General features: G+C 67.6%; 14 protein-coding genes. 3 read left to right on the top strand and 11 right to left on the bottom strand.

The window, feature by feature from the left end:
• Nucleotides 1-341 precede the first annotated feature (341 nt).
• From rplI to rpsF, 4 genes are all read right to left on the bottom strand, one after another.
• Entirely contained in the window at nucleotides 342-800 is a 459-nt protein-coding gene (gene rplI / locus ACJH71_RS19015) for a 50S ribosomal protein L9 (protein WP_406759531.1), read from the bottom strand.
• A 33-nt stretch (nucleotides 801-833) separates the two neighbouring features.
• Entirely contained in the window at nucleotides 834-1,088 is a 255-nt protein-coding gene (rpsR, locus tag ACJH71_RS19010) for a 30S ribosomal protein S18 (RefSeq protein ID WP_024442719.1), read from the bottom strand.
• Between the two features lie 33 nt (nucleotides 1,089-1,121).
• Nucleotides 1,122-1,631 carry a single-stranded DNA-binding protein gene (locus ACJH71_RS19005; protein ID WP_406759530.1) on the bottom strand — a complete coding sequence of 170 codons (510 nt, stop codon included), beginning with the start codon at nucleotides 1,629-1,631 and terminating at the stop codon, nucleotides 1,122-1,124.
• A gap of 77 nt (nucleotides 1,632-1,708) precedes the next feature.
• Entirely contained in the window at nucleotides 1,709-1,999 is a 291-nt protein-coding gene (gene rpsF / locus ACJH71_RS19000; protein WP_406759529.1) for a 30S ribosomal protein S6, read from the bottom strand.
• Between the two features lie 153 nt (nucleotides 2,000-2,152).
• Between rpsF and ACJH71_RS18995 the strand changes: the two genes are divergently transcribed.
• The gene (locus tag ACJH71_RS18995) at nucleotides 2,153-2,833 is read left to right on the top strand and encodes a sensor domain-containing protein (RefSeq protein WP_406759528.1); all 681 of its coding nucleotides are present in this window, start codon (nucleotides 2,153-2,155) and stop codon (nucleotides 2,831-2,833) included.
• Between the two features lie 6 nt (nucleotides 2,834-2,839).
• On the opposite strand, the gene ACJH71_RS18990 is transcribed toward ACJH71_RS18995, so the two are convergent.
• On the bottom strand, nucleotides 2,840-3,667 hold the full coding sequence (locus ACJH71_RS18990; protein ID WP_406759527.1) for a sensor domain-containing protein: 828 nt from the start codon (nucleotides 3,665-3,667) through the stop codon (nucleotides 2,840-2,842).
• 3 nt (nucleotides 3,668-3,670) lie between these two features.
• A complete protein-coding gene (locus tag ACJH71_RS18985; RefSeq protein WP_406759526.1) occupies nucleotides 3,671-4,396 on the bottom strand; it encodes a sensor domain-containing protein in 726 nt (241 codons plus the stop codon).
• 213 nt (nucleotides 4,397-4,609) lie between these two features.
• On the opposite strand from ACJH71_RS18985, the gene ACJH71_RS18980 reads away from it, so the two are divergent.
• Nucleotides 4,610-6,349, top strand: a complete 1,740-nt coding sequence (locus ACJH71_RS18980; protein WP_406759525.1) for an AMP-binding protein — start codon at nucleotides 4,610-4,612, stop codon at nucleotides 6,347-6,349.
• Between the two features lie 160 nt (nucleotides 6,350-6,509).
• A complete protein-coding gene (locus ACJH71_RS18975; RefSeq protein WP_406759524.1) occupies nucleotides 6,510-7,601 on the top strand; it encodes a PE-PPE domain-containing protein in 1,092 nt (363 codons plus the stop codon).
• 9 nt (nucleotides 7,602-7,610) lie between these two features.
• Here ACJH71_RS18975 and ACJH71_RS18970 read toward each other — a convergent pair whose 3' ends face one another.
• The 5 genes from ACJH71_RS18970 to ACJH71_RS18950 form a co-directional block, all read right to left on the bottom strand.
• Nucleotides 7,611-10,610, bottom strand: a complete 3,000-nt coding sequence (locus ACJH71_RS18970; protein WP_406759555.1) for an RND family transporter — start codon at nucleotides 10,608-10,610, stop codon at nucleotides 7,611-7,613.
• Nucleotides 10,611-10,712: 102 nt separating this feature from the next.
• Nucleotides 10,713-12,128 (bottom strand): condensation domain-containing protein, encoded by a 1,416-nt coding sequence (locus ACJH71_RS18965; protein WP_406759523.1) that lies wholly within the window; start codon nucleotides 12,126-12,128, stop codon nucleotides 10,713-10,715.
• Between the two features lie 69 nt (nucleotides 12,129-12,197).
• Nucleotides 12,198-18,542 (bottom strand): sulfolipid-1 biosynthesis phthioceranic/hydroxyphthioceranic acid synthase, encoded by a 6,345-nt coding sequence (gene pks2, locus ACJH71_RS18960; protein ID WP_406759522.1) that lies wholly within the window; start codon nucleotides 18,540-18,542, stop codon nucleotides 12,198-12,200.
• Nucleotides 18,543-18,656: 114 nt separating this feature from the next.
• Nucleotides 18,657-20,273, bottom strand: coding sequence for a glycosyltransferase family 87 protein (locus tag ACJH71_RS18955; protein ID WP_406759554.1), 1,617 nt, complete (start codon nucleotides 20,271-20,273; stop codon nucleotides 18,657-18,659).
• Nucleotides 20,274-20,296: 23 nt separating this feature from the next.
• Nucleotides 20,297-22,660: a transglycosylase domain-containing protein gene (locus ACJH71_RS18950; RefSeq protein WP_406759521.1), complete on the bottom strand. Its 2,364-nt coding sequence runs from the start codon at nucleotides 22,658-22,660 to the stop codon at nucleotides 20,297-20,299.
• Nucleotides 22,661-22,865 lie beyond the last annotated feature (205 nt).

Below are 22,865 nucleotides of genomic sequence, written 5' to 3'. Positions count from 1 at the left end.
AAGGTGTGGATTAAGTGTGCACACCGGTCCCCCATTTGTTTGGGACGGTGGGGAAGACTTGTGGATTGTTCTTCCACCCACCGACATCCCCCCAGGTCAGAGTGGTAACGCGGGGTGTTTTCATTGTGGAAGACAATCTCATCGGCGTGTCGTCCTAGGTTGCCGCCTTGGGCGTGTTGCTTTGCAGGCAGGTAGACGCGATTCCACAACAAGGTGAACGACCCACACGTCCGGGCGTCCCCTAGAAGTTAGCCAGCACTAACCGACCTAGCCCCCATCCGAACACAGCAAAGCCCCGGCGGCGCCGATCAGGGCGCTACCGGGGCTGCTGAGATACGTGCTTAGTTTGCCGCGGCGACGTCGAGCGTGACGTCGACGTTCACGTCGGGGTGCAGGTGCACCGACACCGCGTGGCTGCCGACACCCTTGATGTGGGCCTTGGGCAGCCGGACGATCCGCCGGTCGAGGTTGGGCCCGCCGGCCTTCTTGATCGCGGCGACGACGTCAGCGGCGGTCACCGAGCCGAACAGCTTGCCCGAGTCGCCGGAGGTCTTCACCGGCAGCGTGACGGTGCCCAGCGCCTGCAGAGCTTCCTTGAGCTCCTTGGCGTGGTCCAGGTCGCGCACCTGCTTGGTCTCGCGGGCCCGGCGGATGTCGTCGGCCTGCTTCTGCGCGCCGCGCGTGGCGACGATGGCCAGCCCCCGCGGGAGCAAGAAGTTGCGGCCGTATCCGTCCTTGACCTCGACGGTGTCTCCGGCCGCTCCGAGGTGGTCCACCTCAGCGGTCAAAATGAGCTTCATCGTTTCGTACTTTCTCCAAGATTGAGTGGTCGGCTAGCGCGCCGACGAGGTGAAGGGCAGCAACGCGACCTCGCGGGCGTTCTTCACCGCGAGCGCGACGTCGCGCTGGTGCTGAACGCAGTTGCCGGTCACACGACGGGCGCGGATCTTGCCCCGCTCACTGATGTAGGTGCGCAGCAGCGAGGTGTCCTTGTAGTCGATCACCTGCTTCTTGTTGGAGCAGAATGCGCACTTGCGAGCCTTGATCGGCTTCTCAGGAGCCGGACGCCGCTTGTTGGATTTGGCCATCTACCTATCTCTTTCGTGCTGTGGTTCGTTGGTCTAGAAGGGCGGCTCGTCGTCGGCGCCACCAAAGGAGCCGGACGCCGGAGCACTGCCCCACGGGTCTTCCGCGGGCGGTCCGGAGGGACTCGCCGGGGCCGACATGCCGCCGCCCCCACCGAAACCGCCTCCGCCGCCGCCGCGGCTGACCTTGTTGATCTTGGCGGTGGCATACCGCAACGAGGGGCCGACCTCGTCGACCTCCACCTCGTAAACGGTGCGCTTCTCGCCCTCGCGGGTCTCGAAGGACCGCTGCCGCAGCCGCCCGGTGACGATCACCCGCGATCCGCGGGTGAGGCTCTCGGCCACATTCTCGGCGGCCTCGCGCCAGATGTTGCACCGAAGGAACAGCGCGTCGCCGTCCTTCCACTCGTTGCTCTGCCGGTCGAAGACCCGCGGAGTGGACGCCACCGTGAAGTTGGCGACCGCCGCCCCCGAGGGGGTGAACCGCAGATCGGGATCCGCGGTCAGGTTTCCAACGATGGTGATCGTGGTGTCACCTACAGCCACGGGGCCCTCCTAGGATCGGTGTCAGCACTTGATGCTGCATTCGCAGCATGAGCCTACGCAACGGCTGCGACAGTCGGCTACGACTTGTCGGTGCGCATCACCTTGGTGCGGAGCACCGACTCGTTCAGGCTGAGCTGACGGTCAAGCTCGGACACCGTGGCGGGAGCGGCCTTGACGTCGATGACCGCGTAGATGCCTTCGGCATGCTTGGCGATCTCGTAAGCCAGGCGGCGCTTGCCCCAGATGTCGACCTTGTCGACCGAACCGCCGTCTTTGCGGATGACGTTCAGGAACGTCTCCAGGGACGGGGCGACGGTGCGCTCGTCGAGAGTGGGGTCAAGGATGACCATGATTTCGTATGGACGCATGGGAACCTCATCACCTCCTATGGTCGTAGTGCGGCCGTGGAGGTATCCACGGCAGGAGGGTCGCCTGCGTCGGCAACCGGGCTAGGTTACCGGAGGCGGACCGCCGGAGTGAAATCGGCGGGTTGCTCATCGAGTCCGATTAGGCTCACCGCCATGGTGAGTCACGGCAGGTGGTTCGTGATATCGGCAATCGTCCTTGCCGCCCTGGGCGCGCTGCCGAGGCCGGCGCCGGCGGCCGCCGACGGCGACTGGGTGCAGCCGGGCCAGGTCGCGATGTTGATCCCGTCCGACGACGAGGTCAGCGCCTTCGCCGGGATGCCGATGTCCAACACGGGCCCGGTGGGCATGGTGCCGTCGCAGCCGGAACGTCTGCGACAGCGCGATGACTGCCGGGCGTTCTACGAGGTGGGCACCACTGAGGTGGTCGGAAACAATTACGCGTCTCACCGGGCACAGCGGTGGGAGAACCGCGCACACGAAGCAGCCGCGATCGTGGCCGTGACGACCTTCCCTTCGGTGGCCGAAGCGGGCGAGGCGTTCACCAACACCTACAACCGGCCGGCGGTCGACCGCTGCCTCAATGCACGGATGGCTGGGACCGACGTCGACGCGGGCGTCACCATGGACCTGGTGCACGTCGAACTGAGCCCGGACACGACAGTGGCCTCCTGGCTGCTCTCGGCTCGCTACAACGGCGCGAATATGGGGTTCACCTCTGCGGTCCTCGTCGCGGTCGGGGCCAACTTCATGGTCGAGGTGCTCTGCAGCCAGTGGGGCAACGCCGCCGTGACCATGGACCGGCTCAGCCAGCACGTCCTGGACCGGGTGCACTGACCCCGCTCAGGTGGCCGGAATCCAGACCATCAGCCGCTCGGCGAGCTTCGCCGCCGCCTCAGCCCCGCCGGCGCCGCGCCGGCATATCGAGGTGTACAGCAGAACGTTGCTCTTGACGTCGGCCTCGTAGGCGCAGCTCCAGTCCAGCGGCTTGCCGTCGGCCAGTTGCACCCGGCTCCACTGCGCCCGGGTGCCGTCGACGGTGGTGACGTGGAATTGCCAGGTGACCTTGGCGTCGGTATCGCGCGGGTTGTGCACGGCGACCCCGTCGCACGTGCGCAGCTCGGCGGGGAAAGCCGCGGCGAACGCGGCTCGCGCCTTGTCGGCGTCGGGGTAGGAACCCGCGCCCTGGCCGACGACGATGTCGGCGTTCTCTTCCCGGTCCTTCTGCTGGGCGCCCTTGTAGGCCGTCCACTCGAAGCCGAAGGCGGGCATGGCCGGGCCGAGCAGCACGGCGCACTCGGGGTGCTCGTCGAGCGTCACCGGTGGCGCCGGCTGGTCGAAGCGCTTCTCAAAACCCAACGGTGACCCGACGATGGGGCCGGACACGTCCGGGGGCACCAACAGGGTGCGCAACCGATCCGGCAGCACCAGCGGCGGCGGAACCGGGGACATCGAGGACCGGCCGGCGGGTTCACCGGTGGGAGCCAGCGCCTCTGAGGTCTGGGCCTTGGTGGAGTCACCGGGCGACGGCAGCTTGACGGCCTGGCCGGCTCCGCCATCCTGGTCGCCGCCGTGCGAACACCCCAGCATCGCCATCGCCGTCAGGCCCGCGACGCCCACTCCGGCCAATACCCGCTTCAGCACCTCGCTCCTCGACGATCCGTCGTTCATATGTCAGCCCCCGATCCGGTTCGCGGTCATATCCGCTATCTGCTGTGTGGTTGTCGACGGGTTGCCGGTCTGGCACGCCCCGTCACGGTGGATCACATTGCGCTGCAAGCGAATTTGTGTTGCGCAGCGCCATCCGGTGTTCGTCCGGTCACGCTGTTCGGACACGATGACGGACAACTTCGAGTCGGTCACCGTGAGGGAGTCGACGTGCCAGTCCGCATGCTCATCGCTCTCGGCGGGCACCGTCGCCGTCCGGCAGCGCGCCTGCAGATCGGCGTTGATCGTCCGGTGGAACACCCGCGACGCGCTGCGCCCGTTCGGGTAGGCGGCCACACCCTGCCAGGTGAAGAAGTTCATGTCGTCACTGTCCTGCTGTGAGACCTGTCGATACGCGGTGTAGTCCGTGGTCCAGAAATCTTTGCCGGAGAGCGTAAGAGCCTTGCAGTCGTTGCGATCCCGCAACGTGACCTCGGCGCCGGGTACCTGCCAACTGCCGTTTCCGTGCATCGGCAGCCCGACGATGGCGCTGACATCGTCGTCGGACAGGAGCAGGGCACCGACCCGCCCGGGTGGCAGCCCGTCCGTGGGCGCCACACCGGGCGTCCTGGGGGCCGAAGACACGTTGGCCATCATGGCGTCGACGGGGATCTCACCCGTGGTCGCACTGCAGCCGAAGGTTGCCAGCAGGGCCAGCGAGCAGCAGGCCGCGGCTTGAACTGAACGGTTCATCGGACGTCCCGCATCTCTCGGTGGCAGCTCGGGTCCCGATCGTAGCGGCTGGCCGGGTTGCTGTCCGGCAGTAACGGGCGTGGCGGCCGGCTGCTGCCGGGGGCGGGGGTGACCGCGGTGGGGGTGGCGGCCGCGGTGGCGAAATAGAGGTACAAGGTCCTCCCGCCCACTGTTGCGCGGCACATCTCGCATTGTGACGGTAGCCTCACCGCCATGCCTGATGTTTCCCTATTAACTTTGTTGCGCGAACGCGCCTTCCTCTCCCCCGATGAGCCCGCCTACACCTACACCGATTACGAGCAGAACTGGGACGGTGTCGCCGAGACGCTGTCCTGGTCACAGATCTATCGGCGGGCTCTCAATGTCGCGCGCGAACTCAAGCAACACGGTTCCGCCGGGGACCGCGCCGTCATCCTCGCCCCGCAGGGTCTCGGCTACGTCGCGGCCTTCCTCGGATCCATCCAGGCGGGATTCATCGCGGTGCCGCTGCCGGTGCCGCATCCCGGCGCACACGATGAGCGAGTCAGCGCCGTGCTCACCGACACCGCACCCTCCGTCGTCCTGACCACGACCGGGGCCGCAGACCTGGTCGCCGAGTATGTGCGCGAATCCGGGGCCGACGCCACGGCGACCGTCGTCGCTGTCGACGCGCTGGATCTGGATGCCAGCGTCGCCATGGGTGAGCAACCCGTCGACTCCGGGGGTGTGGCGTATCTGCAGTACACCTCGGGCTCGACTCGGCTTCCTGCTGGCGTGATGGTGACGGACCGCAACCTTCAGGTGAACTTCCGGCAGTTCATGGCGGGCTACTTCCCGGAGTTCAACGGAGTGGCACCGCCGGACACCACGATCGTGTCGTGGCTGCCCTTCTACCACGATCTGGGCTTGATCCTGGGCATCATCGCGCCGGTCCTCGGCGGCTACCGATGCGAGCTGACCAGCCCCGTGGCGTTCCTGCAGCGCCCCGCACGCTGGATCCAAGCCATGGCCAGCCACCCCCGGGCATTTTCGGCGGCGCCGAACTTCGCCTTCGAACTGGCGGTGCGAAAGACCACCGAAGAGGACCTGGCCGGCCGCGACCTGGGCGACGTGCTGGGCATCGTCAGCGGCAGCGAACGCGTCCACCCCGCGACTTTGGAGCGCTTCCTCAACCGATTCGCCCCCCACAACTTCCGTGCTCGGGCGCTGCACCCCGCATACGGGCTGGCCGAGGCGACGCTGTATGTGGCGACGCTCGACGTGGAATGCCCGCCCCAGACCGTCTACTTCGAGTCGGAGAAGTTGACGCGCGGCAGCGCTCAACGGTGCGAGGCACCGGACGGCACGCCCTTGCTCACCTACGGTGTGCCGAAGTCGCCGGCGGTGCGCATCGTGGACCCCGAAACGTGCGCCGAGTGCTCGGCGGGAACCGTCGGCGAGATCTGGACAGCCGGCGCCAATGTGGCCGCCGGCTACTGGAACAAACCGGAACAGACGCAGGAAGTGTTTGGGGCGTCACTGGTCAGGGCGTCCGAGGGCACCCCGAACGGCCCGTGGCTAAGGACCGGCGACCTCGGATTCATCTCCGAGGATGAGCTGTTCATCGTCGGCCGCATGAAGGATCTGCTGATCATCCGCGGACGCAACCACTACCCCGAGGACATCGAAGCCACCCTTCAAGAGATCAGCGGGGGTCGCGTGGCGGCCATCGCGGTTCCCGTCAACGAGGACGAGACCCTGGTCACCATCATCGAAGTTCGGGATCGCGGCGAATCCGCCGAGGACACCGCGGAGCGGCTGGCCGTCCTGAAAAACGATGTGCAGGCTGCGATCTCCCAGGCCCACGGAGTGACCGTCGCCGACGTGGTGCTGGTGGGTCCGGGCTCGATTCCCATCACCACCAGCGGCAAGGTTCGCCGGGCCGCCTGCGTCGAGCAGTACCAGAGTCAGCAGTTCATCCGGATGGACCGCTGAGCCCACGGTCTCGCGCTGCCGGCGGTGGGCTCTTGCCCCCTGCCGGCAGCGTAGGTCTGTGAGAAGGTGGTGACACCCCCCTTGCGCGGACTGACGGCTACCCCGGCCAGGGTTGCCGGCAGGTCCAACGGACGCCGTGCACAGCTGTAAGGAGTTAGCGATGAAGCGACTGGTCGCCGGAGCCCTCGCGGTCTGGCTCGCCGGCACGGCCGGCGGGTTGAGCTCCAGCGTCGCCACTGCTGCACCCAACCCCGCACCCCCGGTGGACAATCCATGGATCGCGCCGACCCCGGCGCCCGTGGGTGATGCAGCGTCCGCTGACGTGGTCTACGCAGTCGGCGGTGCCCGCCCCCCCGGCATCCCGTGGGCGGATTACACCAAGCGTGCCGGTGCCGGCTACTTCCCCAACAGGAAGCGCGAGATCATCGATTACCCGGCGGGTGCCATGTTCAGGTGGGTGCCCACCATGTTCGCGCCCGACGCTCAGCGCGACAACGTGACCGTGGCCGCCGCTGTCGACGCGGCGGCCGACAGCCTGGATGCGGTGATCCGTCGTGGGACCGAGCCGGCCGCCGTGGTCGGGTTGTCGCAGGGCACCATGGCGCTCGACAAGGAGCAGGTCCGGCTCGCCAGCGATCCCAACGCGCCGCCACCCCACATGCTGCAGTTCTCGACGTTCGGCTCCCCCATGGGCAAGCACGCTTTCGGGAAGAGCTTTCTCGGCGGACTCTTCCCGCCGGGCAGCCGCCTGCCACTGGACGACTACGTGATGCCCCCCGAGGTGGAGAGCCAGTACGACACCAACCGGGTGGTCGCCGCCTACGACGGCATGGCCGACTTCCCCGACCGGCCGGACAATCTGTGGTCGGTCGCCAACGCCCTTCTGGGGTCTGCGATTGTGCACACTCCCGCCGCGTTCACGACTCCGGCAGATGTACCACCGCAGAACATCAGGGCCACCGTCAACTCCCGGGGCGCAACCACCACGTCGTACCTGATTCCGATCAATCACCTGCCGTTGACGCTGCCGCTGCGCTTCGCCGGCGTGCCGGACGATCTGGTCGACCAGCTCGACGCTTTCCTGCAGCCCCAGGTCGACGCCGGCTACTCCCGCAACGACGATCCCGCCACCAAACCGATTTCGGTCGACCCGGCGGGCATGGATGTGGTGCAGATTCTGGGGCCAGAGACCAACAGCGCCGTCGACGACACCGTCGGCAAGCTTCGCAACTTCTTCGGGTTCACCGGCTGACGCAAAAGGTCAGGCCTCGGCCACCGTTTCGATCGCCTCGCCCTTGGCGATGCCCCGTTTCGGGTTGTCGGACACCGGTTGTAGCCACGGACGCGCGGGCCACCAGTTCGCCCGTCCGAGCAGTGCTGCGGCGGCGGGCACGGTAATACTGCGCACCACAAACGTGTCGACCAGGATGCCGGCTCCGATCACGAAGCCACCCTGCACCACAGCGCCGACGCTGGCGAACAGCAGCCCGAACATGGCGGAGGCGAAAATCAGACCCGCCGCGGTGATCACCGCGCCGGTCGACCCGACCGTGCGAATGACGCTGGTACGCACGCCCAGCGGCGATTCGTCGCGTAGTCGGGACGCAAGCAGCATGTTGTAATCGGCGCCCACGGCCACCAGCACAACAAATGCCAGACCTGGCACGCTCCAATGCAGTTGCTGCCCCAATATGACCTGGAAGACCAGCGCCCCGAGCCCGATCGCCGACAGGTAGGAGATGATCACCGAGCCCACCAGGTAGATCGGGGCGATGACCGAACGCAGCAGGGCGGTCAGAATCATCAGCACCACCAGCGTCGTCAGGACGACGATGAGCCGGATGTCCCGGTCGTAGTAGTCGCGAATATCGCGCAGTGTGACCGGATACCCGGAGATCGAGATCGAGGCGTCCGCCAGCACGGTATTGGGTTGCGCGGCTTGGGCAGTGGCAAGGATTGTGTTGACCTGGTCCATGGCTTTGGTGCTGAACGGATCTTCATCGGTCTGGATGAAATACCGCACCGAATGCCCGTCGGGCGAGACGAAGGTGTGGGCCAGCGTCCTGAACTCCTCGGTGGCCAGAACCTGCCGGGGCACATTGAATCCCGCCATCGACGGAGGAGAAGCGTCGTGGCCCATGGTCATGAGGAACGCCGACGCGGTGTCCAGGCCCAGTCCCAACTCCTTGGTCTGGTCAACCAGGAGTTGCACCCCGTCGGCCACCTGACGGCCGGCGCTGGCGAGCTCGCTGGTGCCGTTCTGCATCTCGATGATCTTGCGCTGCACCCGGCGAGGATTGTCGAATCCCAGCGCATGCAGAGACTGCGAGGCCGACTGCAAAGAGCGGCTCAGCCCGTTGACCGCCGACGACAGGGTCTGCGAGGGCTGCGCCGACTGCAGCTGACGAAACAGGCTGGAGATCTCATCGAGAGTGCCCGCGGCACGGGCGTTTTGCAGCTTGTGGAACTCCGCTCGCGCCGTCCCGCAGATCGGATTGGCGTCGCATGTCGGGCTGGTATCGAGAGACTCGGTGACGGGATCGACCCAGTCGAAACTGGACGCCAGTCCGGCGAAGGTCACCTGGAGAGCGTCGCCGAGCGCCCGGATACTGTTGACCAGCCTTGCGGCCTGGTCGATTTCACCGAATGTCTTGGTGCCCCCGAACTGCGTCTGCAGATACGCCAACGCGTCGACCAGGCTGCGCACGCTGGCAACCGACTGGCTGACCTGGGTGTTCAGATCTCCGAGACCGTTTGCCAGCTTCCGGGAGCCCGTGGTCAGCCGGTTGAGGTCACCATCGCGCTCGGCGATCAAGCCCGCGGCATCACCCAGCTGACCCCCGACCTCACCGGCTTGATAAGTGGCCCTGGCCTCTTCGAGCGACTCACCGCTTGGCCGGGTAACGCCACGGACCGCGGCCACACCCGGGATCTGGCTGATCCGTTGCGCCATCTGCTCCATGTCGGCAAGGGCCCGCGGAGTACGCAGATCGTTGGGCGATTGGACCAGCAGATACTCGGGGATCGTCTGGTTCACCGGGAAGTGCCGGTCCAGCGCCGCATACCCCACCGAGCTGTCGACGGAGGCCGGCAGTTGTTTGCGGTCGTCGTAGTTGAACCGGATCAGCCCGGCCGCACTGCCCAGCGCCAGCAACAGCGCCAGGCTGCCGACCAGATACGTCTTGGGGCGCCGAACGATTCGCACCCCGGTCCGGCGCCAGAACCGCGCAGCGCGTTCGGGGCGCGGCGCCACCCATCCGCGCGGCCCGGCCAGCGTCAGAATGGCCGGAAGCAACGTCACCGCGGCGAAGAACGCCACCGCGATCCCGATCGCCAGCACCGGGCCGACCGTGGCGAACACCCCCAGTTTGGCAAAGCCCATCCCCAGCAGGGTGATGGCAACGGTGGCCGCAGACGCGGCGATCACCTTGCCGATCGACGCCAGCGCCCGCTGCACCGCGCGCTGGCAGTCCTCGGCAGTACCGGAACCCATCCGGATGTAGTCGTGATAGCGGCTGACCAGGAAGACGACGTAATCGGTTCCCACGCCGGCGATCAAGGCGCTGAGCATCACGATGGCCTGGTTCGAGACGGCCATTCCGGTCACCAGTGACGCCGTCGCTACTGCCGCCTGCGCGGCCACCATCGATACGCCGATGGTGATCAGGGGCAGCAACATGGTGTGCGGGTTGCGGTAGATGACGCCCAAAATGAACAGCAGCAGGACACCGATCGCCAGCTCGATCGCCAGCCGGTCGCGCGCTCCGGCGTCGGTCAGGTCGGCGACCGTGGCCGCTGGGCCGGTGACGTCGGCGGTCAGCGTCGATCCGGCAACGGTCTCCTTGACGATCTCGGCGACGCGGACGTACGCCGCGTAGGCCTCAGGGGTGCCCAAGTCCCCCGCGAGCCCGACCGGCAGGATCCATGCCTTGCCGTCACTGCTGACGAGCACTTCCCGCAACGCCGGGGTGGTGTGAAAGTCCTGCAGCATCACCACGTCTTCGGTATCAAGACGCAGCCGGTCCACCAACGCGCGGTAGACCTTCTCATCGGCTCGATCCAAGCCCTGGTCATCGGTGAGCAGAACGGTCAGCACGTTCTCCGAGCCGTCCTCGTCAAAGGCGGCGGAGACCTTGGCGGCGGCCTCGACCGACGGGGCGTCGGCGGGCAGCACCGCCACGGGGTGGCGTTGCGCCATCTCGGTCAGCGACGGCGCGAACAGCGGCAGCAGCACGACGAGCAGCGCCCAGAAGCCGATCACCGGCCACGGTCGCCGCACCACGAATTCGCCTAGCCGGCTGAAGATGAGCTCACCTCCGGCAGCACCTGCTGGGCTTGGCGGTCGCGACCAACGAGAATGAGATCAGGCGACATTTTCCCAATCGCCGGCGTCGGCGACCCGTTCGAACACGGACTTCAACACCGCCAGATAACGCGCCACCGACTCGTGAGCCTCCGGGTTGTCCGGGAAGATCGCCGTGACCGCCGTCTCCTCCTCGACCCGGATCACGTAGAGCGACATCTGATACGAGTACCGACCGTCGCTGAAGACGCCGATGTTCAGATCATCCAACCCCGCGGCGATCAAGGCCGACAGCGGGGCGGCGCCGGCGTCCAGGAAGTTGATGACGGGGAAATTCGGTGGCGGCTTACGCAACTGCGGCGCCAACTCCATCACCCGCTGGTAGGGCACCTCCGCCAACGTTCGGCCCGAGTCGAAGGAAACTTGCGCGGCGCTGGCCGCCTCCTCAAACGAGATGTCACCGATCGGAACCGTGATCGGGACCAGGCCGGTGAACCAGCCCAGCGTGAGGTCGTCCCCCGGGGAATTGCGGGTGTCGCGCGGGGTGAGCCCGTAATAGGTGTCCGCGCCGGTCAATGCGCGCTGCGCCAAGCCACAGCATGCCAACACTCCCCCGACGAAGCGGGCGTTCGCGTCCATGCAGGCGGACTCGAATTCGGCGGTCTGCTGTTCACCCAGCATGGTGACGGTGACCATGGCCGCCTCGCAGGGCTGCGCGGGGTCGCCGAGAGGCAGCGGGAAACCGGGCAGGCTTCCGTCGTTGCTTTCGGCGAAGCTTCGCCACGCCTGGATCTGCGGCGACTCCAGCGTGAGCGCAGACGTGAACTGGTGCTGACGGATGCAGAAGTCGCTGTAGCTACCCGCAGCGGGCAGCTCCAGCGGCGCGCCACCGGCCACCAGTGCGTTGTACATCATGTAGAGCTCCATCAACGTCACCCCGGCGACCGCCGCGTCCACGTGGACGTGGTCGATGCTGGCGAAGAACGTGAAGTGGCTCTTGGACTGGATGATCCCGAACCGGAAGCAGTCCCACTGCAGCGGATCGGGCGTTTCGTTGAGCAGGTCGCGGACTTGCGGCAACGTCAGCTCGCCGTGATCCACCGGGACGAACGCGATGTCGGCGGGGTCCTCGACAACGTGACGAATGAGACGCCCGTCGTCGGCGTGCTCGAACCAGCTGCGGTAGGTCTCGTGCCGCCGCAGATGCGCATTGATGATGTAGTCGATGGCGCGCCGATCGCACCTGCCCTGCATGTCGCAGCTGAGCACCATCAGGCGCGAGTAGTCGAGTCCGGCGGCCGTCTGGTCGATATAGCCGCGAATGTGCTGTTCCTGCATGTAGCTGGCCGGCACGGCATTGACCGGCGCGCGCCGCGCCGCGGCCAGCGCGGCAGCTGACGGACCCCACACCACGGTCGGACCCTCGTCGGGTTCCCAGTCAGCCAGCGTCCCTAATGCCAATGGCCCTACGCGCAACGTCTTCTCCTCTGCTCGGGCGAACAACACCTCGGCTGGTCGATGGGGGCAATCGCCAGCCGGCTCAACTCACTTGCCACCGCGTGGCTCCGGGTCCTCCAACCGGGTCGCCAGCTGATCACACACATGCTGGGCCAAGCCACGCACCGTGGTGAGCTGGGCGGGACCGACGCGTACTCCGGTTTCCGTTTCGATCCGCGTGCGAAACTCCAAGCTGGCCAACGAATCCATGCCATATTCGGGCAGCGCCCGATCCGGGTCGACGGTACGGCGCAACAGCAGGCTGATCTGGTCGGACACCAGGCGCAGTATCGCGCTGAGCCATTCGTGACGCGGCAGCTCTTTCAGCTCGGCGAGGAACCGCTCGGCGTCAGGGCTGTTGTGGCGTACCGCCCGGAATGCTTCGGCGAATCGGCTGCGGTGCGCCAATGCCGCCAACCACGGTGCTCGGGTGATCGGTGCGTAGCCGGTGTACGGGCGGTCATAGCTCAGTACCACACGGAAGGCGCGGGCGCCTTCGGCGGAGGTGATCGCGGCTTGGGCGTCATCGGCTGGTGCGGTGCCGCCCCCGGTCTCGGCCCACGGCCCCCAACCGATCACCGTCGACGGCAGGCCCAGGGCCCGCCGCCAGCATCCGAACGCGTCCAACCAACTGTTGGCTGCCGCCGAAGCACCCTGCCCCGGCGGGCCGATGAGCGCGGTGGTCGAGGAGAACGCGCAGAACCAGTCCAGCGGCTGCGCGGCACTTTCCTCCTGCAGGGCCTGGTGAAGGTTCCACGCGCCGTAGACCTTCGGCGCCCAGCACCGATCGATGAGTTCGTCGGTGGTGTCGGTCAACGCGGCCTCCGCAGCCGTGCCGGCCGCATGCAGCACGCCGCGGACCGGCAGTCCGGATTCGGTCGCCGCCGCCACCAGACGGCGCGCGGTCGCGGGGTCGGCGATGTCGCCGCACTCCACCTGAATATCGGTGCCGCCGGCGCGCAACTGCTCGATGACCTGTCGCGCTTGGCCCTGCGGTGCCGACAGCCCGTTGAGCACGATTCGGCCGCAGCCCGCCGCCGCCATCTCGGCAGCCAGGAACAGTCCGGCGCCGCCGGTGCCACCGGTGACGATGTAAGAACCGTCAGTCCGGAACAAACGAGCCTGCTCCGGCGGGACCACCGCGACGGTGACGCCGGACTGTGGTGCGTCGAGCAAGACCGTTCCCGCGTTGTCGGCGCCGTCCGCCTGCGCCAGCGCAGCAGCCGCGTCGAGCAAGGGGTAGTGCGTGGTCGGCGGCTGCGGCAGTACGCCCTCCGCCGCGCGCTGATAGACCGTGGTCAGCATGCGCTGGACGACTTCTGGGTGGCTATGCGCCAGCAGCGCCAGGTCGACCGCGTGTAGCGACAGGTTGCGGCGGAATGGGAACAGGCCAATCCAGCTGTCTCCGTAGACATCCTGCTTGCCGAGTTCGATGAACCGGCCGCCGAAGCTCAGCAGGTCAAGTCCGGCGCGTTGCGCCACGCCCGACAGCGAGTTGAGTACGACGTCGACGCCGTAGCCGTCGGTGTCCACCTTGATCCGATCGGCGAACTCAAGGTTGCTGGAGTCATAGACATGTTCAATGCCCATGTCGTGCAACCGCTGTCGACGCTGTGGAGTGTCTGCGGTGGCGAAGATCTCGCAGCCGGCGGTTCGCGCGATCGCGATGGCGGCTTGACCGACGGCGCCGGTTGCGGAGTGGATCAGCACCTTGTCTGCTGCCGTGATCCGCGCCAGCTCGTGCAGCCCGTACCAGGCGGTGACGTAGGCGGTCGGTATCGCGGCGGCCTCCGACAGCGGCACCTCCGCGGGGAGGGTGACGGCCAGGCGGGCATCGCACGTGATGAACGTGCTCCAACAGCCGTCAGGCGAAGTTCCGCCGACGTGGTCGCCCACCCGGTGACCGGTGACGTCGGGACCGACTGCGACCACCACCCCGGCGAAGTCGGTGCCCAGCTGCCGAGCAGGCCCCTCGGCGGAGTGCGCCTCCGCGTAGTTCATCCCGGAGGCCGCCACCGCAACCTCGATCTGTCCGGGACCCGGTGCAACCCGGGGGTGCGCAACCGATTCCAGCAAATCGCCCTCATCGGCACTACTGCGCTGCAGCCGCAGGCCATCTTGTCCGTGCTCGACAACGGTGGTCCGCCGTTCGGCAGGGCTGAGCGGTCCGGAACGTAGCCGCGCGGTATACCAAGCACCGTCGCGCCACGCGGTCTCGTCCTCTTCGGACCCGCTCTGAAGTTGCGCCGCGAGCCGGGCGGCGAAACCCTCATCGGTTTCTGCGACACTGCCCTCGACGTCGATCTGGGTGACCTGCAGGTGCGGATACTCCGAATCGATGACCCGCAGCAGCCCGCGCAGGCCCGCCTGCTCCAGGTTGGCCTGATCACCTGGCCGCACTGTCGCGGCGTTTCTGGTCACCACGAACAACCGTGGGGATTCGCCGGGAAGCACCGCCAATTGGCGAACGACGTTCAGTAGGTAGGACACGAAGTCCCGGCCCCGTTGCGGTGGGTGGCAGCCGTCGACCGACGGTGCGGTCACCACGACTATCCCGGTGCGGCCGCCCAGCGCCTCGTTGAGGACGTCGGCCAGGTGTGCGCTGGGCGCTGCCGCGTCAGCCACATGGTCGACGTCAATCGGCACCGAGACCGTATCGGACTGCGCCCCAGCATCCTTCAGTGCGGCATCGAGATAGGTGGCCATGGGGTCGGCGGCGTCGGCCATGCTCAGCAGCAGCCAACTCCCCGCGGCGGCCTGGGCTGCGTCCGGTAGGTCGCGGCGCGCCCAGTCGATGGTCAGCAACCGCTCATCCAGGGTGCGCTCAGCGGTTTCGTGCTCGGAGCTGCCTGCGGCGAGCTGGAGTCCTTCGACGCTGAGCAACACGTTGCCCGCCGCGTCCATCAACTCCAGGTCGGCCTCGCATGCGTCGCCATGCAATGCCGTCACCGTGGTGAGGCAGTACTGCGCAGCGCGGGTGGGGTGGTGACGGCGCAGGCTGCGCACGCCAACCGGCCGCAGTGGGCCGCCGTCACTTGCGCGCGGGACGCCGGGGTGAACGGCAGCCGATTGGAAGCACGCGTCAAGCAATGCGGGATGGATTTCATAGGGCGCCTGTTGAGCGCGCAATTGTCCCGGCAACGCGACCTCGGCGAGCACCGTGGCAGCGTCGCGGTGTTGCCCGTCGCCGACACGGACCGCGGTCAGGCCCGTGAAGGCAGGACCGTACTGAATACCTCCGCCGTCCAACAGCTTTCGCAGCTCGGTGCCTTCGACGCGGGACGGGTGGGCGGCCAGCAACGCCGCCACGTCGTAGGCATGCGGCTGCGGAACATCCGGCAGAGCCTGCAACACCGCGCTTGCCCGGCCGATGCGGGCCCGTTCCTGATGCGTATGCACGGTGAAGTTCAAGACGCCGGGCGCAGCCACCGCGGCACCCGAGGACACCGGCGTATGTTCGTCGAGCAGCAGCGCCTGTTCGAACCGGACGTCGCGGACCTCGGCCGATCCGCCCAGGCTGACCCGGGCCGCGGCCAGGGCCATCTCGCAATAGGCGGCGCCGGGCACCGCGGCCACATTGTCCAATCGGTGGTGGTCCAGCCAGGGGTGCGCCACGGTGCCGAGATCGCCTTGCCAAACGTGGCGCTCGGGTTCCTCCAACAGGTGCACGTGCGACCCGAGTAACGGGTGTACCGCCCGGACCGCGGCGCCCTGCGGTTTGGCGTCAGCGGCCTCGCGGCTGAACATCAGCGCGCGATGGTTCCAGCTCGGCAGCGGCGCCTCTACCAGCCGCCCCGTCGGGTACTGCACGGCGAAGTCCACCGCGGTACCCGCGCTGTGCAGGTCGGCGACGAAGCCGCGCAGTCCCGGCCACACCCCTGCCTGGTACTCGAAGCGGTTGGGCGACAGCACAGCGATCGAGGTATCGCCGCTGCTGGCATTCTGCTCGATGGCCTCAGTGAGCAGGGGCTGCGGCGCCGGCTCGGCAAAGATCCGGTAGCCGTCCTTGATCGCGGCCTGCACGGCCGCCGCGAACCGGGCCATGTAACGCAGGTTGTCCGCCCAGTACTGGCCGTCGAATTCCGGCCGGTCGCGCGGCGCCCACAGCGTTGCGGAGTAGTACGGGACATCCGGTTCGGTCGGCTTCAGGTCGGCAAGGGCCTGCGCCAAGTCATGCAGGATCGGTTCCACCTGGGGCGTATGCGCGGCCACCGGGACCGTCACCTCGCGAGCCGCCACACCCTGCTGTTGCCAGGCGGCCGCCAAGTCGCGCACCATGTCGCCGTCACCGCCGATCACGGTGGTCACCGGCGACTCGACCACGGCGAGCACCACGTCGGACACGTCACGGATGGAGAACTCCGAAAGCACTTGCTGCGCCGGCAGTTCCACTGCGGCCATGGAGCCGCCTCCGGCGATGGCCGACAGCAGCCGGGCGCGGCGGCAGGTGACCCGGAGCCCGTCTTCGAGCGTCAGACCACCGGCGACGACGGCCGCCGCGGTCTCCCCGAGCGAATGCCCGATGACAGCACCCGGCCGAACCCCATAAGCCTTCAGGGCTTCGGCCAGCCCGACCTGCGTGGCGAAGGCGGTCACCTGCAGCCGGTCGATTTCGGTGGGCGGCTGCGACGCGGACATCACCTCGGTGAGTGAGAACCCGGCTTCCTCGGCGACTACCGGCTCCATCTCGGCGATGGCCGCCGCGAACTCCGGTTCCCCGGCGAGCACTTCGGCCATTCCCACCCACCGGGGAGCTTGGCCGGAGAACACCCACACCGGCCCACGCTCGTCCGGCCCGACGATCGGCTGATACGGCAGGTCGTTACCGGCGATTTCACGCAGCGCCGCGCCGAGTTCACCGACGCTGCTAGCCGCCACCACCGTCCGTACCGGCCGGTGGGCTCGCCGCCGTGCCAGCGTGTAACCCAGATCGGCGAAGCCGGAGTCGGTCATCGCGGTGGCGTGCTCGTCGAGCCAGTCCGCCAGCCGGGCTGATGTCACCCGCAGCTGGGCCGCGGAGGTGGCCGACAGGGGGAAGAGCAGGGGCGCCGCTTCGTCGGGTTCTGCCGCTGGTTCGGGGGCAGTGTCCGCCGGTGCTTGTTCGACGATGACGTGCACGTTGGTGCCCGACAGGCCATGGGAAGACACCGCGGCCCGACGCGGAAGCTCGCCGGTGCTGGGCCATGGCATATTCTCTTGCGGCACAAGAAGGTTGGTCGCTATCCCGGCCAGTTGGTCAGGCAACCGAGTGAAGTTCAGGTTCTGGGGAACCGTGCCGTGCTGCAGCGCGAGAATCGCCTTCATCAGGCTCAGCGGCCCGGATGCCGACTGGCAGTGCCCGAAGTTGGTCTTTACCGATCCCAGGAGGCAGCGGTTGTCGGTACCGTAGACCGCGGCCAGTCCGGTGTATTCGACCCGGTCCCCGATCGGGTTGCCGACTCCGTGCGCCTCGACCAGACCCACGGTGCCGGCGTCAACGCCTGCGGTGGCCAACGCAGTTCGGTACATCGCAACCTGCGCCGACTCTGGCGGCACCGCGGCCGAATCCGGGCGGCCGTCCTGATTGGCCGCTGTCCCTCGCAGCACGGCCAGGATGCGATCGTGATCGCGAACCGCATCCGGCAACCGCTTGAGCAGCAGCACCACACAGCCCTCACCCGAAACGACACCGTCGGCGGCGGTATCGAAGGAATGGCATCGGCCGGTCGGTGACAGCGTGCCCTGCGGCGATCCGGCGGCCGATCTGCGGGGTTCGAGCATCACCGACACACCGCCCGCCAGGGCGAGCTCGCTTTCACCGACTTGCAGGCTGCGGCAGGCCTGGTGCACGGCCATCAATCCCGACGAACATGCGGTGTCCACCGTGACCGCCGGGCCATGTAGCCCCAGCGCCTGCGCAACCCGGCCGGAAGCGAAACCGGTACTGGTACCGGTGAATCCGTACGGCCCCTCGGCAGCGCCGCACTCGGCGGCCAGCAGCTCGTAGTCGCTGTGGGTCAGGCCCACGAACACGCCCGTCTGCGATCGAGCCAAGTCCGCCGGGTCGAGTCCGGCGTGCTCGACGGCCTCCCACGACGTCTCCAGCAGCAGGCGGTGTTGCGGATCGATCGCGGTGGCCTCGGGCTCGGTCATCCCGAAGAACTCGGCGTCGAATCCGCCGATGTCCTCCAGGAAGGCACCCCAGCGGGGTACGGTTGGGCCCGACTCGGGGCCGCCGTAGGAGTCGGCATCCCACCGGTCGGCGGGGACTTCGGCGATAAAGTCCGCACCGCGCAGCAAGGCCTCCCAGAACCGTTGCGGCGAATCGATCCCGCCTGGCAGCCGGCAAGCCAGTCCGATAACGGCGACCTGCGGCGTGGACGGACCGTCGGGGGATGTGGGGGCGGTAGTCATCGCGCCCGCGAGATTACAGCAAAGTCACGAAAATAATTCGGCGAGGTAAACGAACGTTCTTTCGAGCGGCGGCGCCGCCACTATGGGAGTCCGCCCCAAAACCCCCGCGTGACGCTATGGCCGCTGCACATCCGTTCTCGTCTCCACCCCGTTCGATCGATACCGCCGCTTCGGTCGCAACCAGGCCGGCAGCCACGGCGGGGGCACATCGGGTGCCTGATCGAACACCCCACCCGCCGGGTCGTCGGCCCAACCGTGGGCCCGCACCAGATCGTGCTCCGGTCGATAGATCTGCCGAATCACCAGTGCACACAAAACCATGACCGCCAGGTCGCGCACCAACACGGTGGTGGTGAACCACTGTTCGGGAAGGCTGCGGTCCGCAACGCTGTAGAGGTAGTACATCCGCGGCACCCAGACCAGCGCATCGACGGTCATCCAGATCAGCAACAGCCGGCGGTGTGGCAGGGCCAGCACCGCCAACGGCACCAGCCACAGCGAGAACTGCGGGCTCCAGACCTTGTTGGTCAACAGGAAAGCCGCAACCACCAGGAACGCCAACTGAGCGACGCGCGGCCGCCGAGGCGCGGTCAGCGCGATGTAGCCGATCCCGATGCAGCACAGCGCGAACAGCCCGGCGACGACACCGTTGAGCACCATCGGCGGCTGCCACATCCCCAGGTCGCCGTCGAACCCGTGCCAGCCGGTCAACGACCTCACCACGTTGTAGACCGAATCCATGTCGTCGCCGCGGCGGGAGTTGAGCCGGAAGAATTCGCTCCAGCCCCGCGGTGCGTACAGCAGGACCGGCAGGTTCACCGCCAGCCAGCTCACCGCGGTGGCCACCGCGGTGCGTTTGACTTCCCGCAGCCGGCCGGTGCGCAGGCCCAGCACCAGCAGCGGGAACAGCAGCAGGACCGGGTAGAGCTTGGCGGCGGTGCCCAGACCGAGCAGCACGCCGGCCATCGTCGGGCGGCGCCGTGCCCAGGCCAACAGACCGGCCCCGGCGAAAGCGGTGGCCAAGGCGTCGAAATTGGTGAAGATCTGGAAGATCACCACCGGCGAAGCCGCCACCAACGCAGCGTCCCAGATGCGTCGGCCCGCCAACCCGGCGGTGGACCACACCGTTGCCAGCCAGGCCAGTGCCAGACCCAACGCGACGATGTCGAAGAAAACCACCACCTCGGCGACCCCGCTCAATGCCGGGATCTTCAGCACCTTGGTGATCGCCGTGTACGTCTTCGCCAAGGCCATCGCCGAGTACTGGTACAAGCCGGTCAGCACCGGATATTCCATGTAGCGCACGGCGGGCAGTCCGTCGTAGCGGGTCTGTTCCTTCCCTGACGAGTCCTTCTCCACCCAGCTGGACTTGTACGGAAACTTGCCTTGATCCAGTAGCTCCGCGGTGTAGAGCGGCACCACGTCGGAGTAGCACAACTGGAAGTACGCACGCTCGTTGTCCCAGTTGGCCACCCGCTGATCGGGGCTCCCGCTGCCGGTGCTCTGCAAGCACGCCGATTTGGTGGTCCAGCCCAGCGCCAAGAACAGCACCGCGATCAGGAACATCACCCGCAGCGGCGTCATGAACCTGGTCCGCCCGATCAGCGCATGGCGGCCGACCGGCCCGCCGATGGTGTTCGACAGCGCATGACCGACGACATCGGTGCGGCTGGGCAGGTCGCGGTCGTCGGCGCTGCGCAGATCCGCCGCCAGCGGGCGGGGCGAGCGCATCGTGCGTTCGGTCGTCTCCTCCGTCACGGGAGAGCCTCCGGCGCCGGAGGCGGCTCCGGCGGCGGGGGTGGTGGAGGCGGCGGAGGTGGTGGAGGCGGGGGTGGCGGGGGTGGAGGCGGCGGGAACGGCTCCGGCATCGGGAAGCCCGGCGGCGGGGGTGGCGGCTCGTCCCAGTCCCGTGGGGGCGGAGGCGGCGCATACCAGTTCCAGTCCGGGGCCGGCGGCGCCGCGGTCGGCACGCCGGCGGAGCCGCCGATCTCGGTGGGCTTGGGGAACTGGACTATCGGGTCACCCCACAGCGCGCCATCCATGCTGGCTTTCCAGATGTCGGCCGGCAGACCCGCGCCGTACACCGGCCCGCCCCACTTGTTCGTCAGCGGTTCGTCGCCGGTGGTGGTGCCCACCCAGACCGCGGTCGACAGGGTCGGCGTGTAACCGACCATCCAGGCGTCCCGGTTGGCGCCGGTGTTGCCGAGCTGGGTGGTGCCGGTCTTGGCCGCGGCCGGGCGCCCACCGGCCAGGTCGTGCCCGCCCGAATAGCTCGGGATCGCCTTCATGGCGTCGGTGACGTTGTCCGCGACCGCCTTCGGGACGCGCTGCTCGCCGGAGTCCTTGGTGGCCGCTGCGGCGTCGAAGAGCACCCGGTCGTCCGGACCCACGACCTTCGCGATGAAGTGCGACCGGTGGTACATCCCGGAGTCGGCCAGGGTGGCGTACGCCGACGCCATGTCGATCACCCGAGTCTGGTACTGGCCGAGCACGATGCCGTTCTCCGGGGGCCCGCCAAGGCCGTCCTGGGACAGGGTGTGCGCGACCCCCGGGAAGCTCTTGGCGACCCCGAGCTGGTGCGCGGCATCGGCGACGTCCTGCGGTCCGTGCTTGAGCTTGAGCATCAGCCGGTAGTAGGCCGTGTTGAGGGACCGCTTGAGTGCCTCGGCGATGTTGCAGACTCCGCAGCTGGCGCCGCCCACATTGCTGATCTTGGTCTTGCCGACCGTCAGCGGGCCGCTGTCGACCTGCTCACCGAGCCCGATGCCCTGTTTCAACGCCGCCACCAAGGCGAACACCTTGAACGAGGAACCGGTCTGCAAGCCGGCCTGGGCGAAGTCGAAGCCGCCCACCTCGTCGCCGCCGTAGTAGGCCCGCACCGCGCCGTTGCGTGGATCGATGGAGACCACGGCGGTCCGCATAGTCGGCTTCTGCCCAGCCATGGTCGCCCGGACGGCCTTCTCCACCGCCCGCTGTGCCTTCATGTCGATCGTGGTGGTGATGCGCAGTCCCTCCATGTTCAGGGTCTGCTCGTCGATGTGGAACATGTCGAGTAATTCTTCGGTGACCTGGCGCTGAATCAGCCCGTTGGGCCCGGAGGCCTGGTCGGCGTTGCGCGCCTGATCGGGCGGGATCGTGGTCGGGAAGAACTGCTTGGCCCGCTCACTGAGCGTCAGGGCACCGGTCTGCACCATGCCGTCGAGCACCCAGTTCCACCGCTCGACGGACAGGTCCCGGTTGATGGCCGGATCCAAGGCGGACGGCCGCTGAATCACGGTCGCCAGTAGCGCGCCCTCGGAGACGGTGAGGTCCTCGACCCGCTTGTCGAAGTACGCCCGCGCGGCCGCGGCGATCCCGTACGTGGTGCGGCCGAAGTAGATGATGTTGAGGTAGGCCTCCAGTACCTCGTCTTTGGACCACTCCTCGGACATCTTGGTGGCGATGACGAGCTCTTTGCCCTTGCGGACCAATCCGCCCATGCCGGCCCGCTCGGACCCGACCAGCGCGTTCTTGACGTACTGCTGGGTGATCGTCGACCCGCCCTGGGTGTCACCGCCGAGCAGGTTGTTCTTGACCGCCCGAAACAGCCCGGAGACCGAGTAACCGGAGTTGGTGTAGAAGTCGCGGTCCTCGGCGGCCAACACCGCGTCACGCACGTGAACCGGTACCCGGTCAAGCTTGATGTCAACCCGGTTCCCGTCCGGCGGAACGATTTTCGCCAGCTCGGTGCCGTCGGCGGCAAGGATGGTCGACACCTGAGTGGTGTGGATGTCACCGGGTTCGGGGACCTCCACGGTGCGGTAGGCCATCCCGAAGGTGACCACCGGCACCGCAAGGAGCGCCGCGGCAGCGGCGTACAGGCCGCGTCGGGCCCAGAGCCAATTCCGCCGCCGCCGCAATTCGTGCTGCTCCGGCTCGACGTCGAGATCTGCCGGCGATTCGGCTGGGCTGGGAGGCTTTTCGCTGTCCGGGCGTGGTCGCTCCATGGCGGCCTTGACCGCTTCGAGACGCTCCTGGCGATCCGCCTCGTCATCGATGATCTCGGCGGAGTCGTCCGCGGTGCCCTCGGCGCCCGCCCCATTCGGCTTGTCAGTGGGCTTGGCGTTGGTCGTCGTCAAGAAGTGTTCTTCCTCAGCGCTGTCGGCACCCGGCGCTGTCGGGCCCTGCGTTTTCACCGGCGCCCAGGGCGTCCCGGCGGGTAGGAGTCAGGCTTCCGGCCCTTCGCCATCCCGAGTCGGGCACAACCCATTTCGGCGATCGGCGAAGTGCTCAGCAGCCAGCCGTCCCCCACGCATCGCTGCAGTCGCATGGCCAACAGACTAC

Origin of the sequence: Mycobacterium sp. SMC-15, assembly GCF_045310925.1 — a bacterium.
Classification (GTDB): Bacteria; Actinomycetota; Actinomycetes; order Mycobacteriales; family Mycobacteriaceae; genus Mycobacterium.
Note: the sequence above shows the minus strand (reverse complement) of the source record. Positions and strands in the feature narration are given on the sequence as shown.